The 14,674-nt window shown below is 64.2% G+C and carries 8 protein-coding genes and 2 pseudogenes; 2 read left to right on the top strand and 8 right to left on the bottom strand.

Going from position 1 to position 14,674, the window contains the following annotated elements:
• Positions 1-47: 47 nt before the first annotated feature.
• The 8 genes and pseudogenes from tssE to tssB form a co-directional block, all read right to left on the bottom strand.
• Positions 48-479 carry a type VI secretion system baseplate subunit TssE gene (gene tssE / locus ACKI2N_RS33525; RefSeq protein ID WP_420997322.1) on the bottom strand — a complete coding sequence of 144 codons (432 nt, stop codon included), beginning with the start codon at positions 477-479 and terminating at the stop codon, positions 48-50.
• On the bottom strand, positions 479-3,205 hold the full coding sequence (tssH, locus tag ACKI2N_RS33520) for a type VI secretion system ATPase TssH (RefSeq protein WP_420997323.1): 2,727 nt from the start codon (positions 3,203-3,205) through the stop codon (positions 479-481). Before tssH ends, tssE begins: the two co-directional genes overlap by 1 nt.
• A 104-nt stretch (positions 3,206-3,309) precedes the next feature.
• On the bottom strand, positions 3,310-3,795 hold the full coding sequence (locus tag ACKI2N_RS33515) for an Hcp family type VI secretion system effector (RefSeq protein ID WP_420997234.1): 486 nt from the start codon (positions 3,793-3,795) through the stop codon (positions 3,310-3,312).
• Between the two features lie 6 nt (positions 3,796-3,801).
• Complete coding sequence (locus tag ACKI2N_RS33510; RefSeq protein WP_420997235.1) at positions 3,802-5,538, bottom strand: OmpA family protein; 1,737 nt, start codon at positions 5,536-5,538, stop codon at positions 3,802-3,804.
• A gap of 10 nt (positions 5,539-5,548) precedes the next feature.
• Positions 5,549-6,199, bottom strand: a complete 651-nt coding sequence (locus tag ACKI2N_RS33505; RefSeq protein WP_420997325.1) for a DotU family type IV/VI secretion system protein — start codon at positions 6,197-6,199, stop codon at positions 5,549-5,551.
• 11 nt (positions 6,200-6,210) lie between these two features.
• A pseudogene (gene tssK, locus ACKI2N_RS33500) lies at positions 6,211-7,555 on the bottom strand (type VI secretion system baseplate subunit TssK).
• A 130-nt stretch (positions 7,556-7,685) separates the two neighbouring features.
• Positions 7,686-9,233 (bottom strand): annotated as a pseudogene (gene tssC, locus ACKI2N_RS33495) (type VI secretion system contractile sheath large subunit).
• A gap of 24 nt (positions 9,234-9,257) precedes the next feature.
• Positions 9,258-9,773, bottom strand: coding sequence for a type VI secretion system contractile sheath small subunit (gene tssB / locus ACKI2N_RS33490; protein ID WP_420997236.1), 516 nt, complete (start codon positions 9,771-9,773; stop codon positions 9,258-9,260).
• Positions 9,774-10,058: 285 nt separating this feature from the next.
• Here tssB and ACKI2N_RS33485 point away from each other — a divergent pair, with 285 nt between their 5' ends.
• The gene (locus ACKI2N_RS33485) at positions 10,059-12,710 is read left to right on the top strand and encodes a type VI secretion system Vgr family protein (protein ID WP_420997237.1); all 2,652 of its coding nucleotides are present in this window, start codon (positions 10,059-10,061) and stop codon (positions 12,708-12,710) included.
• Positions 12,707-14,674: a phospholipase D-like domain-containing protein gene (locus tag ACKI2N_RS33480; RefSeq protein WP_420997238.1), complete on the top strand. Its 1,968-nt coding sequence runs from the start codon at positions 12,707-12,709 to the stop codon at positions 14,672-14,674. The genes ACKI2N_RS33485 and ACKI2N_RS33480 overlap by 4 nt, the downstream gene beginning before the upstream one ends.

Here is a 14,674-nt window from a genome sequence, read left to right as displayed (position 1 = left end):
GTTTTCGCGGCGGTGGTCAACCAACCGGCCAGAGGCGCCTTGCAAGGTCATCCGCGGTCCCGGTCGGCCTTCAGCAGTTTGAGCCGCGTCTGTCCATCGAGGGTGAAGTGCGTGCCGAAGCGCACCAACCCGGCCTGATGCAGGTGGCAACTCATGGTGAAGCTGAGCAGCATGCCGGGCTCGGTCTCTTCGATGGTGAGGTCGATCGCCTTAAGCCTCGGCTCGTAACGCAGCAGCGTGGTTTCGATCTCGCGCTTGAGCGTATGCGCCGAGGCGGGCAGGTGCCGGTAGATGCGGGACAGATCGCCAAGGCCATAGTCCGGCAGATGGGCCAGCCCGCCGCGGCGGCTGTTGAGGATGCGCTGGATGTTGTCCTGCACCGAGAGGAAGGTTTGCGTGGCCGCGTCGAATTCGCCGATCGCGGCCCCGTTCGCAAAATGTCCCGTCACCGCCTCGAAGAGCCCCGGCCCGCCGCGCATCACGCGCTCGCCTGCGCGCCCACGCAGGTTTCCTCGAAGCTCAGCCCGATGCCGTCCGCCTCGGAGAACGATAGCTGGATTGACTTCGGCACCTGCCGGTCGGCCATGCGCACCAGTAGCTCGCGCGATAGTACCGGCAGAATCTGCTGGTCAAGCAGGCTGTCGATATTGCGCGCTCCGGAATCGGGCAGCAGGCAGGCCCGCACCAGCTCGGCGACCAGCGCATCATCGCAGTGCAGCGGCATGCCAAAGCGATTTGCGATCCGCTGAGCGACCCTGGCAAGCTTCATCCGCACAATCGCGGTCATGGCCTCGGCCGACAGCGGGCGGTACACGATGGTCTGGAAGCGTGCCAGCAGCGCCGGCTGGAAATGGTCGATCAGCAGCGGACGAATCGCTTCCATCAGCGTGCCGGCCGGAAGCTCGGCACAGGCCTCCCTCGCCGCGTCGGTTGCCGCCAGGATCTGCTCGCTGCCGAGATTCGAGGTCATCAGGATCACCGTGTTGCGGAAGTCGATCACCCGGCCTTCGCCATCGCGCATGAAGCCGCGGTCGAACACCTGATAGAACAGGTTCAGCACGTCGCGGTGGGCCTTCTCGACTTCATCCAGCAGGACAATGCTGTAGGGGCGCTGGCGGACCGCTTCGGTCAACACGCCGCCTTCGCCATAGCCGACATAACCGGGCGGCGATCCCTTTAGCTGCGAGACCGTGTGCGCTTCCTGGTATTCGGACATGTTGATGGTGATGAGCGAACGTTCGCCGCCGAACATCTGGTCAGCCAGCGCCCGGGCGGTTTCGGTCTTGCCGACGCCAGATGGCCCGACCAGCAGGAACACGCCTAGCGGCGCGTCTTCCGATTTCAGACCGGCCTTGGCGGCGCGCAGGCTCTTGCCCAGCGCGGCCAGCGCGTCGTCCTGGCCGACGACGACCTGGCTCAGACGCGTTTCCAGCTCCAGCAAGGTGGCGATTTCGCTCGACAGCAGGCTATCGACCGGCACTCCGGTCCAGTCGGCGATCACCTGGGCAATGGTCGTTTCGTCGACTTCCGCGTGGAGCAAGGCGGTGCGGCCGTGCCTGGCCAATGCCTGCTGGGCAGCCTGGATCGATGGCGCCAGATCCAGGCGGGCCGACTCGTCAGTGGCCGCCTGCCACTGCGCGCGCAGCGCGATCAAGGTCTCGGCGGCACGCTTCTGCTCGGCGAAGACGTGCGCGAACGCGTTCAACTCGCCGGCGAGCGCGGCGAGTCGCGCATCGATGGCCGCCAGCCGTTCGCCGGCCTCGGTGCCGGTGGCGGCCTGGTCCTCCAGCAGGGCGGAGCGTTCGACCTCGAGCGCCCCGCGCTTCGCTTCGCAGGCGGAAATGGCGATCGGAGTGGCCTCCAGGCTCATGCGCACGCGGGCGGCGGCAGTATCGAGCAAGTCGACGGCCTTGTCCGGCAGCTGGCGCCCGCTCAGGTAGCGGCGCGACAGCCGGACAGCGGCACCCACGGCCGCATCGGTGATATGCACGCCGTGGTGATGCGCATATCGCTCCTTCAGGCCCCGCAGCATCAGGCACGCGTTCTCATCGTCGGGCTCGTCGACCTTGACCATCTGGAAGCGGCGCTCCAGTGCGGCGTCGCGCTCGAAGTACTGCTTGTATTCGGACCACGTCGTGGCCGCGATGGTACGCAACTCGCCGCGCGCCAGCGCCGGCTTGAGCAGGTTGGCCGCGTCGGCGCCCCCAGGGGTATTGCCGGCACCGATCAGGGTGTGGGCCTCGTCGATGAAAAGCAGAATCGGAGTCGGCGACTGCTGCACGGCCTCGATGACGTTCTTGAGACGCTGCTCGAACTCGCCCTTGACCCCGGCACCGGCCTGCAGCAGACCCAGGTCCAGTGCCAGCACGCTGACATCGCGGATGACGGCGGGCACATCCCCTTCGGCGATCTTTAGCGCGAGCCCTTCGACGAGCGCGGTCTTGCCTACACCGGGCTCGCCGACCAGAATCGGATTGTTCTTGCGGCGTCGCGCCAGAATGTCGACCATCTGACGGATTTCGACATCGCGGCCAAACACCGGGTCGATCTTGCCGTCGCGTGCCTTCCGGGTGATGTCGGTGGTGAAGCGGTCCAGCGCCAACGTGTCGGCCTGGCCGGGCATCGCCCTGCCCGGGGCTGGCGAGCTGGGCGCTGCCGCCAGCCCCGGCGTCGGCGCGTCAGGCGCCTGCCCGTCCGCTCCAGGGCCAATGGGCGAGGCCGCCTCGACCGAGATCTTGTCCAGCTCGCGCATCAGCCGTTCGATCTGCACGGCCGACACGGACAGGAGCGGCCAGGCATCGGGCGCACGCAGCAGGTGCGGCGAGTCGGCCAGCGCCGCAAGCAGATGTGCCGAGCGGATGGGCCGAGCCTCGCCGGGGCCCGCCGCTTCGAGCGAGGCGCGCATCCAGGCAGCTTCCAGCCACTGGCCGACGCGCTGCGAGAGGCCTGGCTTGCCGCGCAGGTCGTGCGGCAGCCGGTCGATGGCGGCCAGCAGCGCGTTCCAGATGCCGTCGACATCCAGTTCATAACGCCGCAGGATCGCCAGCAGGTCGCCGTCGCCCAGCTCCAGCAGCTTGATCAGCCAGTGCTCGACCTCGATGTCCCGGTGGGCGCGTGTTTCACAGAGACTGGCTGCCTCGGCGAGGGCTTGGGCGCAGTGGTCGTTCAGGCGGCGCAGGAACGGGGAAGGATCGCGGGCGGTCATGGCGTGGGAAGAAGAACGCAGGAAGGGGAAAATGGGGCGCGCGGACCACGACATGTCGTCCATGCAAGACGGCCAGCCGGCGCCAGGCGCCGGCTGCGCGCGTGTTACGAGCGCTCGTTCCAGCTGTCGGCGTGGATGATGTTGCCATCCTTGTACGACCAGGTGATTTTCTCGTAGCGCAACTCGATGTCTTCGAGGTGGTTGTGTTTTTCGTAAGCCGGGTTCTTGATGTCCAGCATCTTGGGCGTCACGCCAACCACCTTCACGTTTTCGAGCTTGGTGTTGAAGTATTCCTTTTCCTTGCCGGCGTCGTCGATCTTGTACCACTTGATCTCGATCGACTTCAGGGTCTGGCCGCTGGTGACCGCTTTGTACAGATAGGGGGTCGATGCGTCAGTTTCCTTGGTGAACAAGATCGGCTTGTGCACGCGCGTGCCGGTCAGCTTGCCGGTGTTGGAGTCGGTCGGGATATTGACAGCGTGGTCAAAGGCGACGACTTCGACGCTGCCCTCGCGGCCGGCCACGGTGACCGAACCCTTGACATCGGCACCGCCATCGTCCTTGATCCACATGTACGCGGGAATTGCCATTTCTTCTTACTCCTTCTGCTGGAATGAACAGGCCGACTGGCCCGGGGGTGTCCGATTGCCGTGACGGTCATCGCGGCAATCGGGGACAAGCGTGATCTCGACGCGGCGGTTCGCGGCACGCCCCGCTTCGGTGTCGTCGGTGGCCTTGGGCCGAGTGTCCCCGTAGCCCTGGATCGCAAAGTGCGTGAGTGGCAGGCCGGCGGCATCGGCCAGCCAGTCGCGCACCGACGCGGCACGTGCCTCGGAGAGTTTGAGGTTGCCGTGCGGGTTGCCGGTGGTGTCGGTATGTCCGGCCACCAGCACGCGCTTGTCCGGATGCCCCTTGATCATCTCGAGCGCGCCGATCAACACCCGGTTCGAACCGGGGTTCAGGACGGCGCTGCCGCTCTTGAAGAGGGACAGGCTGTCGAGCGCGATGGTCGAGGGCGGCGGCGCGGGGGGCTGATACGCGGCGATCAGCGCGTTGAGCGGGGTGAGCAACGGCGTGCCGCGATAGAAGCCCAGGCCCAGGCGCGGTGGCACGCCAGCGCGGGCATACCGCTCAAGCTCGTCGCGGTCGCGCTTGATGGCTTGCAGCGCGTCGACCCGGGCGGCGTCGTGCTCGGGGCTGATGGCGCCATAGCGCGCCATATCGTCGATGACGCGCGCCACCAGCGCCCGGTTCTGCCAGGCCGAGGCCGCGCAGGCGGCGCAGAATGCCAGCGCCAGCCAGGCAAAGGCATGCCCCAGGGCACGCGGCAAGGTTCGTCGCACTGGCTGCAGGGCGATGCCCTGGATCAGAGGCTCCGGCAACGGGTAAGCCGCACGCCGGCCATCCCGGCTGTGCCGGGCGAGTTGGCTCAGGGCTGTCGCCTGCTCGGTGAAACGGGCCAGTAGCGAGTTTGCAGCGGGGATTCCGGCGACGGTAGTCACGCCGAATGCTGCGACGCGCACCGGGCGCCCATGCCGGGATCCATCGCGCTGACTCTCGACGAAGGCGGGCAGCAGCGCGCCAGCGGCCCACCGTGCCAGGGTGTCAAGACGCGTGGCGCGATGCATGCGGGCCTCGCGGTCCAGCGGAACTGCGGCTTGCGCATACTGCAGGGCGTGCGCGGCGACGCTGGTCGCCAGGGTCTCGCCCGACACCATCTCCGCGCCAGACATCCCAAACCAGGGACAGTCGTCCGGTGCACCGTCCGCCTCTTCGGCATACACGGCGACACAGACCGGCAACGCGTAGCCGACCGCGCGGCTGGCCTCTCCGATGGCCGCGCGCCAGCGCCTGAGCCCTGCGTTCAGCATACCCGCATTGTCGGCCTGGTCGGCGCCAATCAGACAGGCGACGGCATCCGGACCCTGCTCCTCGCGCCATCGCTTGAGGGCATCCGCCACATGAGCCAGCCGGGTCGGATCGTCGACACGCACCCAGATCGCGGTGTCGGTGATCCGAACCATCGTATCGCCGAAGGCCTGTGCCGGGGCGCCGGCGGCATCTCCCACGGTCAGCACCAGCGGCGTATTGCGCCGGATGTCGCCGGGCAGCGCATCCAGCGATGCCCTGACAGCCTGCAGCACCGGCGCCGCCGCGCGCCGGCGTGCATGCAGCCGCCGGGTGACCACGATGATCGCGAGCAGCGCCAGGATGATCGTGAAGGCGGCGAGCAGCAGATTCCACCTCGACGCCCAAGGCGAGCTGAATGCCAGCCAGGCGAGCGCGAGTGCCGCGATCCAGGCAAACAACGTGCGGTAGGGGTAGCCGGTCACGACACCCCTTTCAGCTCGCGAGCCGGGTGATCGCCGCGGCGAGCCACCGATCGAGCGCAATATAGACCAGACCCGCGCCAACGCAGGCGGTGACCACCCAGGCAAGCGGGGACAGTTGGCGCCATCGAGGCGTCTTGCCGACGGTCACCAGCACCGGGCCGGAAGCGTTTCGCCAGCCGGCGCGATCCAGGCGCTCATCGATGGCGCGCATGAGGGCGGTGCGGGCGCTGGCGCCCTCCAGGGCATATCGGCCCCGAAAGCCCAGCCCGAGGACGGCGTGGAACACGGCGAGCAGCGGCAGCACCGGCTGCGGATCGGCCAGGCGCCGCTTGATGCGGGCAATCAGCATCTCCCCGGCATTGTGGCTCTGGAACTGCGCTACCTGCATTGGCTCACGCTCCCAGGCGTCGCGGTCGGCGCCCTGCAGCCGACCCAGCGCTACCTCGTCCAGCAGGGCGCACTGGGCATAGGCGGCGTCTTCTATCACGTCGACCGGCTGGCCGCTCGCCGCGAATTCCTCGCGCAGGCGGGCTACTTGTTCGACGCACTTTGCCCGGAACGTCTCGAAGCCAATGGTCGGTCTGGCGGAGCCGGCGAGTTCCGTGACGGTCAGCGCTGTGTCGCGCAGTGCGAGCGGGAGCATCATGGCGGGGGTACGCATGGTGGAGGGACTCATGCCGGCAATACCGCGAAGAGTTCGAGCGACACGTCCGGCAACGAAGCCGGCACGTAGAATTGGCAGGCCCGTGCGTCCAGCATGCGCTTGAACGCCGGGTGGGCGCTGTCGAGCGCAAAGTACTGGTTCTCGACGCGCACCGGAATGGCGGCGGGCAGGCGCGACATCGTGCGCAGCGGAATGCCGGGCAGCGCGGAGTTGACGATCTGTTCCACCTCGTCCGGTGCCCCGGCCTTGCATAGGCGCGGCAGTTGTTCAAGCAGCGCGTGGGCCGGCAGTCCAGCCTGCACGGACAGGTAGTACTCGGCCCCTTCGACCAGCCGTTCGTCAAGGATCTTGCCCACCCAGACCGTGGGCCGGGCACGTTCGAGCACCACCGGCACCACGCGCGATGGGATCACCGTGTCAAGCAGGGCGCGGATCTGCGACTCCAGTTCCGCGAATACCGGTTCGGGGGCGAGATGGTCATAAGCCGGGATGGCCTGGAGGGTCTCGGTGGTGGAGAAGGTCAGTAGTGCCCCGGCCAGCCGGGCCAGGATGCCGTAAAGCCGTTCGGGATGCTGCTGCGGGGCCGCATGCAGGCGCGCCAGATCCGGCCAGGTGCTGTTCACGCTGTGCAGCAGCCAGAAGGGCCACATCGGCAACCGCGTAGTCGGCGATCTGGTCGGAGCGTTCGCGCCGCCGCACGGCCAGACTCGCGCTCTTGGCGCTCAGGATTTCCGATAGCCGGCCCATTCGCTCGGTGAGCCGGTCGCTGGCCGACAGGAATAGGCAGGGCGGCACAAAGGCCGGATCGAGTTCGAAGCGCCCTTGAGGGGTGCGCACCAGCCGCGCAATCGGGCAGGTGACGTAGTCGCCGATTGCCTCGAAGTCAAAGAGGAGCGCGAGCGCATGCCGCTCGACGCTGATCTCTTCCTTGCCTTCCCCGTGCAGGTCGGCGACTTCCCGGTATTCCCGGATGAAGCGGCGCGGGCGCGCGGGGCGGTCGCCGGCTTCCACGCAATTACCGCCTTGCGCGTCGACAAGGGCCAGGCCGACCAGCACGACCACCGCGTCGACGGTGGCCGGCACATCGCCAAGATCGCGTGCCGAGGGCGTCAGGTCTGCGAGATCGGTATCGATGACGGTGCCATCCGGCAGCCGCAGGGCCAGGGCGCTCACCGCCAGCCGATGGATCGACAGGGCCTGCTGGTCGAGCCCGACGCGCACGACGCCCCAAGGATCGGGGCAGACAAGGCGTGCGACGTACTCGTCGGCATAGCGGTCCCACAGTGCCTGTTGCTGGAAATGCTGCGGGGTCATGAAAATCCCCTGCGCCCACAGCGGTCTTGTTATCTTCATCGTGCTCGGCTGGTATGCGGAAGGACTCTCCGCATGGGTGATGCCGCACGGTGGCCATGCGCCAGCGTGCGGCGGGACTCAAGTCACTCAGCGATATATCGAGATCGCCGTCGGAACTGGCTGCGGTCGCTCAGTTCTTCGCCTTGGGCATCTGCGACACCAGCGACAAATTGATGTCCATCCCTTCGATCTGGAAGTGCGGCACGATGAAGAGCTTGACGCGGAAGAAGCCCGGGTTGTCCTCGATGTCCTCGACCATCACCTTGGCTTCTCGCAGCGGGTGCGAAGCCTGCAACTCGTCGCCCGGATCGGTCATCTCGGTCACGAGTGTCTTGACCCAGGTATTGAGCTCCAGCTCCAGCAGGCGGCGGTCCTTGGTGGTACCGATGTTCTCGCGCTGAATGAGCTTCAGATAGTGGGCGATCCGCGACAGCAGGAAGATGTACGGCAGGCGCGCATTGACGCGGCTGTTGGCGGTCGCCTCCTTGGTGTCGTAGAGCGCCGGCTTCTGGGCTGAATGGGCGGAGAAGAAGCACGCGAAGTCGTGGTTCTTGTAGTACGACAGCGGGATGAAGCCCAGGTTGGCGAACTCGAACTCGCGGGTTTCAGGGATCAGTACTTCGGTCGGGATCTTGGCCTGGTTGCCAGTGCCCAGATCGTAGAGGTGAATCGGCAGGTCTTCGACCAGGCCGCCCGCCTGCGGGCCGCGGATCTGCACGCACCAGCCGTTCTTGATGAAGCTCTGCACCATGTTCGCGGCAAAGGCGAACGAGGCATTGGCCCAAAGGTAGCGGGTATGGTCCGGGCCTTTGACGGCTTCCGTGTAGTTGAAGGCACGTACCGGCACGGTTTCCGGACCATAGGGCAGGCGAGCCAGGAAATTCGGCAGAGTCAGGCCGATATAGCGCGCGTCGTCGGACTCGCGGAAGCTCTTCCACTTCAGGTATTCGGCGCGATCGAAGTAGTTGCCGATGTCGCGGATGCTGGCTACCTCTTCCATCGATTCCTTGCCGAAGAACGCCGGCGAGACGGAGCCGATGAACGGCATGTGCGCCGCGGCCTAGACCTTGGAGATATTGCGCAACAGGGCGATGTCCTGGGGGCTGCGGTCGAACGCGTAGTTCGAGATGATCGAGCCGATCGGCTCGCCGCCCGGCGTGTCGTATTCCTGGATGTAGGTGTGCAGGTACAGGCCGCTCTGGATGACCTCGGGCGTATCCTCGAAGTCCTGGCGCAGCGCATCCTTCGAAACATCCAGCACTTCGATCTTGACGTTCTTGCGGAAGTCCGTGCGATCGACCAGGAACTTGAGGCCGCGCCAAGCCGATTCGATCTGCTGGAACGTTTCGTTGTGCATGATCGCGTCCAACTGGCGGCTGATCTGCTGATCCAGGTGCTCGATATGGAAATCGAGCAGGCTCTTGTCAAGGCGATCCACCTGCTGCGACGAGTCCTGGATCATCTTCAGGAAGACGTTCATCGCCTGGGCGACGCGCTCATCCAGCGACGATTCCGAGAGCGCATCGGCGCTCTGGAACGATTCCACAGGGCGCGTGGTCTTGACCGGCGTCAGGTTGATTTTCTCGCACAGGGATTCGTAGACGCTCTTGCCGGGCGCATCCAGGACGACGGTGTCGGTTTCGCTATGGGCGTGGGCGGCGGTTTCATGCTTGGCCATGGGGCTGTTCCTCAAGGAAGGCTGTTACTGGGCGGACGGGGAGGCCGGGGCAGCGTGGCCGATGTTCTGCAGATCGGCACGCAGGCGCTCGGACAGGGCCGGGTCCTTGAGAATTTTCTCGAGTTCGCGGCGAAACATCGCGTTGTCGAGCAGGTTCGATTTCAGGTCGCGCAGCAGATTGCGTGCCGCCATCAGGGCGCGCAGTTCGGGCACCTTGCCGGCCACCACTTCCGGCTTGAAATCGTCCATCGACTTGAAATCGAGATCGACCGGCAGCTCCGAGCCATCGCTGGCAAGGGTGTTGTCGACCGCGATCCTGGCCTTCGGGTTGAAGTCGGCGAGGACCGAGTTGAAGTTGTTCTTGTTGACCGAGACCTTCTCGCGTTCGGCCAGCGCTCGCGCGTCCTGACCGTTGCTGTAGTCGCCCATCACCAGTAGCTTGAGCGGCAGTTCCACCTTCTTCTGCGCGCCGCCGGTATGCAGGTCCAGCTTGATATTGACACGTGCCTTGGGCACTTCGTTCTGGAAACTCTCAGCCATTTTTTAATCCTTTCTAATTCTGACTTTAACGGTTTTTAATGCTGATTAAACAACAATGGATGCGGCGCTTGTTTTTAATTGATATCACGTAATTCAGCGAAATAAAATCAGAGGAATCTGAATTGGATTGATTTTTTGTCGAAGATCGTGAATCAATGTGAATGCGGAGAAAAAGGGTTCTCTCCATAAGAAAAAGCGTTTATCGTGCGCCGCAAGGCGCTGTGTGTCGGGCGATGCATGGCCTGTGCAAAAAGGTTCGATCACGCTGACAACGGAGCGCAAGCAATGGCGGATCTTGGTAAGGAACTGAGGACTTACGGTGACGCTCTGCTCAAGGGACTGACCAGGCGGCAGGCATACTTTCTCGAGGTGCCCGGCACGGCCAGCGCTGCCGCGCTGTCGGTGGTGTCCTTCGAAGCGGTGGAGCGGATGGGCGAGCCTTATGCCGTCACCATCCAGCTGACGCACCCGCTCGAGCTTGACCGGGCCGGCTATCTCGGCAAAGACGCAACCTTCGTGATCGATCCCGCCGACGGCAGCGAGCCGCGCAAGTTTGCCGGCTGCGTCACGCGCTTCTCCAAGACCCGCCAGACCCGGGATTTCCGCGGCTACGAAATCGTGGTCGAGCCGCTGGTCGCGCGGCTGCGGCTCATGCGGGCCAGCCGCATCTACCAGCAGCAGACCGCACCGCAGATCATCGAGGCCATCCTGCGCCGCCACGACCTCAAGGGTCACCAGTTCGTCTTCAAGACGCGCCGCAAATACCCGGCGCACGCCTTCCGCATGCAGTACCAGATGTCGGATTGGGACTATATCCGGCTGCTGATGGAGCAGGAGGGCTTGTACTGCTATTTCACCCATGGCGAATTCGGCGAGATGATCGTGTTCGGCGACGACATCGACCACTATCTCTACCAGCCTGAACTGCGGGTGCCCTATCGCGAGACGGCGGGGCTGGAATCGGGCCAGGAAACGGTGTTCTCGCTCAAGACCTGCGCCAGGAACATCCCCGAATCGTTCCGGGTCGCGGACTTCAACCCCGACAAGGCATGGGAGCGCCCCACCGGCGAGGCCAACGTCGCGCGCGGCGAGAAGACCACCTACGGCCAGTCCTATGTCTATGGCACGCATCACCTGGACTTCGGGGACGGCAAGTGGGAGGCGCAATTGCGCCACGAAGCGGAGTTGGCCGGACAACTGGTCTACGCGGGCGAGAGCAATGTGCTGGCGCTATGTCCGGCGCGCATCCTGCGCATGGACTACGCGCTGCCAGATGCGCCTGACGGCCAGGTGATCACCGAGGTCATCCACACCGGCGCGCGCGATGCCGCCTACCGCAACACCTACCAGGCCATTCCCTCGGACCGGCGCTTCCGGCTGCCGATGGACGAAGCCAACTGGCCGCGCATGGCCGGCACGCTCAGCGCCCGCATCACCTCGCCGGGCCAGTACAAGTACGCCTACCTGACCCAGGACGGCCATTACGTCGTCCGCTTCGATTTCGACTTCGACACGTGGCCCAACGGCGGGGAAAGCGTGCCGCTGCGCCTGGCCAAGCCGTTCGCCGGAGCGCGGCAGACGGGCTTTCACTTCCCGCTCATCGACGGCACCTATGTGGACGTGGCGTTCCGCGACGGCAACCCGAACAAGCCGTACATCGCCAGCGCGCAGCACAACAGCCAGCATGCGGACCTGATTACCAGCCAGGACCGCTGGCTGTCGCGCAACGTGATCCGCACGCAGAGCAACAACAAGCTGCGGTTTGAAGACTGGGAGGGTCAGGAGGGGATCAAGCTCGCCACCGAATATGGCAAGACCCAGCTCAACCTGGGGTATCTCGTTGACCATCAGAAGAAAAAGCGGGGGGAGGGCTTTGAGTTGCGCACCTCGGGCTGGGGAGCGATCCGGGGCGGCAAGGGACTGTTCCTTTCCGCAGACGACCAGCCGGGAGCGAATGGGCAACAGTTGGACATGCAGGACGCCCAGCGGCTACTCGAACAAGCCCAACTGCAAAGCGAAGCGTTGGCTGAAGCGGCGAAGGCTGCTCAGGCGCTGGTGGCCGATTGCGAACGCCAGAAGGCACTACTGCATGACACCCTGCAGCAATTGAAGGCGGCGGGCTTGCTCGCCAGCGCGCCGGCCGGCATGGCGCTTGTATCGGGCGCAGACCTGCAACTGAGTGCCAACAATCATCTGATCGCGACGGCCGGCGGCAATGCCGACATCAGTGTGCTCCGGCAACTGGCAGTCGCTGCCGGCAACGGTCTATCGCTGTTTGTACAGAAACTTGGCATGAAGCTGTTCGCCGCTAAAGGCAAGGTCGAAATCCAGGCGCAGAGCGATGAGATGGACCTGACGGCACTTAAGGACCTCAAGATTATCAGCGTCGATGGCAAGCTGATTCTGTCGGCAGAAAAGGAGGTCTGGATTGGCGCGGGCGGTTCCTACATCCGGATCAGGCCCGAAGGCATCGAGAATGGCACGCCCGGCGACATCCTGGAGAAATGCGCGTTCTGGGACAAGCCGGGGCCGGCCTCGATGCGCATGACATCCCGGCTCGAAAGCAGTCTGCCCAAGCAGTTCCTGATGCTGAATGCGGCGGCTTCGCCAGCAGCCAGGAATGTCCTGCCAGCCGGGATGCCGTACAAGCTCTTTGCGGACGGGGCCTTGATCAAGCAAGGCGTGACAGACGGCAAGGGCCAGATTCCAGTCGATCATCAGGTGACTACCCAAGCCTATCAACTCGAACTGGCGAACGGAGCATCGTACAACCTGCCGGTCGCGGAAGAATATCGCGGCGACGCAGCCAATGGCGAACTGGCGAACCTGGGTTTCCTTTTTCACGAGGTGGCACCGGTCGATGGCGGTGCCGCAGTCGATCGAGCCGCGCACCGACGGGTCTATCGGGAATTTCTTGATCTGGGATCGGACGCATGACCCAACCATCGATTACCGTACCCATCGCCCTCTCGTGTACGCGAAGTGCCACGATTACCTTGCCGTGGTTCGTGCAGCACGCGGAATACGCTCCCGCAAAGTGCACCTTCACGCCGCTGGTGAATGGCGAAGAAGCTTTTCGCGATGTCTACAACGCGATTCAGGGGGCCCAGCAAAGCGTCGACATCATCTGCTGGGGTTTCCAGCCGTCGATGTTTTTCAGGCGAGGCACCGACGGCCAGGGAACCAAATGTATTGGCGAGTTGCTTGAAGACGCAGGCAAGCGCGGTGTGAAAGTGCGCGTGCTCTGCTGGGGCGGGGCGGTGCTCGGCATGCCAGAAATCAACAACATCTTCGGCCCCGAGCCCAACATGCCAAATCGGCCAACGGCTCACATCAAGACAAGGCCGGATGCTCGCAAGGAGCCGGAGGAATTCAATCGCTACTGGTATTGGTGTGTCTCCCAGAAGGATCCGAGAAAGCTGACGTTCCGCAACGTGATCATGGACCCATGGGTCATCGCGGCGCACATCCCGTCGGTCTGGAAGCTGGCGGCCTTTGAGAATGTCGAGTTCATGACGCGGGACTTTCCGTTGCTGGACCGGCTTGAGATTACCTTCCGGACCAGCCTCTTTGGTACGGACAAGCAGCGCGACGCCGGCAACAAGGCTACCGGAGGATTATCCATGGGCCTTGCCGCACCGACGCATCACCAGAAAATGGTACTGGTCGACTATGAAGTCTCGGGCAAAGCGGTGGGGTACGTGATGGGCCACAACATGCTGGACGCGTACTGGGATGCCGACACCCATGGCGCGACCCGGATGCGAGGCGACCTCGGGCGCAACGGTGCCACACCTCGGCAGGACATCTCGAGCCGGGTGACGGGCCCCATTCTGCAATACCTGAACCACAACTTTTGCGAAGCCTGGGACCAGGAAACCGATGCGGGTCTCGGCAAGGCGCGCAAGAAGACTGCGGCGAACCTGAAGATTCTGCCAGCGCTGGGCGAGAAGGCGATAGCTCAGGTCCTGCGGACGCAGTCGCAGAAAGGCAAGCAGGACATCGAGGCGATGTATCTGCAAGCGGTGAACAACACGACGAAGTTTGTCTATATCGAGAACCAGTATTTCCGGTTTCCGCCATTGGCCGACAAGATCAAGGCGGCAGCCAAGGCGCAACTCCGCTGGGGGCGCGATCCCGGTGAGCATGGCCCGCTTCACCTGTTCGTGGTGACGAATTCCAGCGACGAAGGCATGGGAGACGGTACGGTCAACACATACCGGATGCTTGAAGCGCTTGGGCGTGCCGACACCATCCCGGGCGTGGCGAAACTGGAGCGGGAGCAGGTCCGGCAAGCCGATCTGGAGAGGCAATACAAGGAAGCGGCCCGGCAGCAAGAGCAGGCCAATGCAGCCATCCGCGGTGCCTACGCGATCCAGGAGTACGTCGACTCGGAGGCCGTCCGGCAAAAGCTGACCGAGGCAAAGCAGCGGCTCGAACAAGCCCGGCGCAGACAAGCGGAACTGAAGGCACAGATGAAGGAACCGCCCAAGGTCATCGTGCCAACGGAGATTCCCGGCCTGAAGGTGCACGTCTGCACACTGGTAGCGCCCGATTCGCCGCCGGGCAAGTGGCAGGATGTGTATATCCATTCCAAACTGATGATCGTTGACGATGTGTTTACCACGCTGGGTTCGGCCAATATCAACACGCGCAGCATGGAGGCGGACAGCGAACTGAATATCTGCCATGAGAACGCGGCGGTGACGCAACCGTTGCGGCAGCGACTGTGGAAGATCCATACGAAGGGAAAGGGAATGCAGGATGACCCGGCGGAAGCATTCAGGCAGTGGGAACGTATCATCGACCAGAATGCAGTCAATCAGGGAAAGGGGTTGGCCCCAGAGGCCTCGTTGATCCAGTTCCGTCGTGACGATCCGAAACGGACCAACAAGGACTGA

It is taken from the genome of Cupriavidus sp. 30B13, assembly GCF_049059565.2.
Taxonomy (GTDB): domain Bacteria; phylum Pseudomonadota; class Gammaproteobacteria; order Burkholderiales; family Burkholderiaceae; genus Cupriavidus.
The sequence above is the reverse complement of the archived record's forward strand: the minus strand, read 5'-3'. Positions and strand labels throughout refer to the sequence as shown.

Bases quoted from the DNA above. Each gene is read 5' to 3' on its own strand.
- ACKI2N_RS33480 (WP_420997238.1), top strand. From the start codon at position 12,707: ATGACCCAACCATCGATTACCGTACCCATCGCCCTCTCGTGTACGCGA.
- tssE (WP_420997322.1), bottom strand. From the start codon at position 479: ATGCGCGGCGGGCCGGGGCTCTTCGAGGCGGTGACGGGACATTTTGCG.
- ACKI2N_RS33505 (WP_420997325.1), bottom strand. From the start codon at position 6,199: ATGCGTACCCCCGCCATGATGCTCCCGCTCGCACTGCGCGACACAGCG.
- tssH (WP_420997323.1), bottom strand. From the start codon at position 3,205: ATGACCGCCCGCGATCCTTCCCCGTTCCTGCGCCGCCTGAACGACCAC.
- tssB (WP_420997236.1), bottom strand. From the start codon at position 9,773: ATGGCTGAGAGTTTCCAGAACGAAGTGCCCAAGGCACGTGTCAATATC.
- ACKI2N_RS33515 (WP_420997234.1), bottom strand. From the start codon at position 3,795: ATGGCAATTCCCGCGTACATGTGGATCAAGGACGATGGCGGTGCCGAT.
- ACKI2N_RS33485 (WP_420997237.1), top strand. From the start codon at position 10,059: ATGGCGGATCTTGGTAAGGAACTGAGGACTTACGGTGACGCTCTGCTC.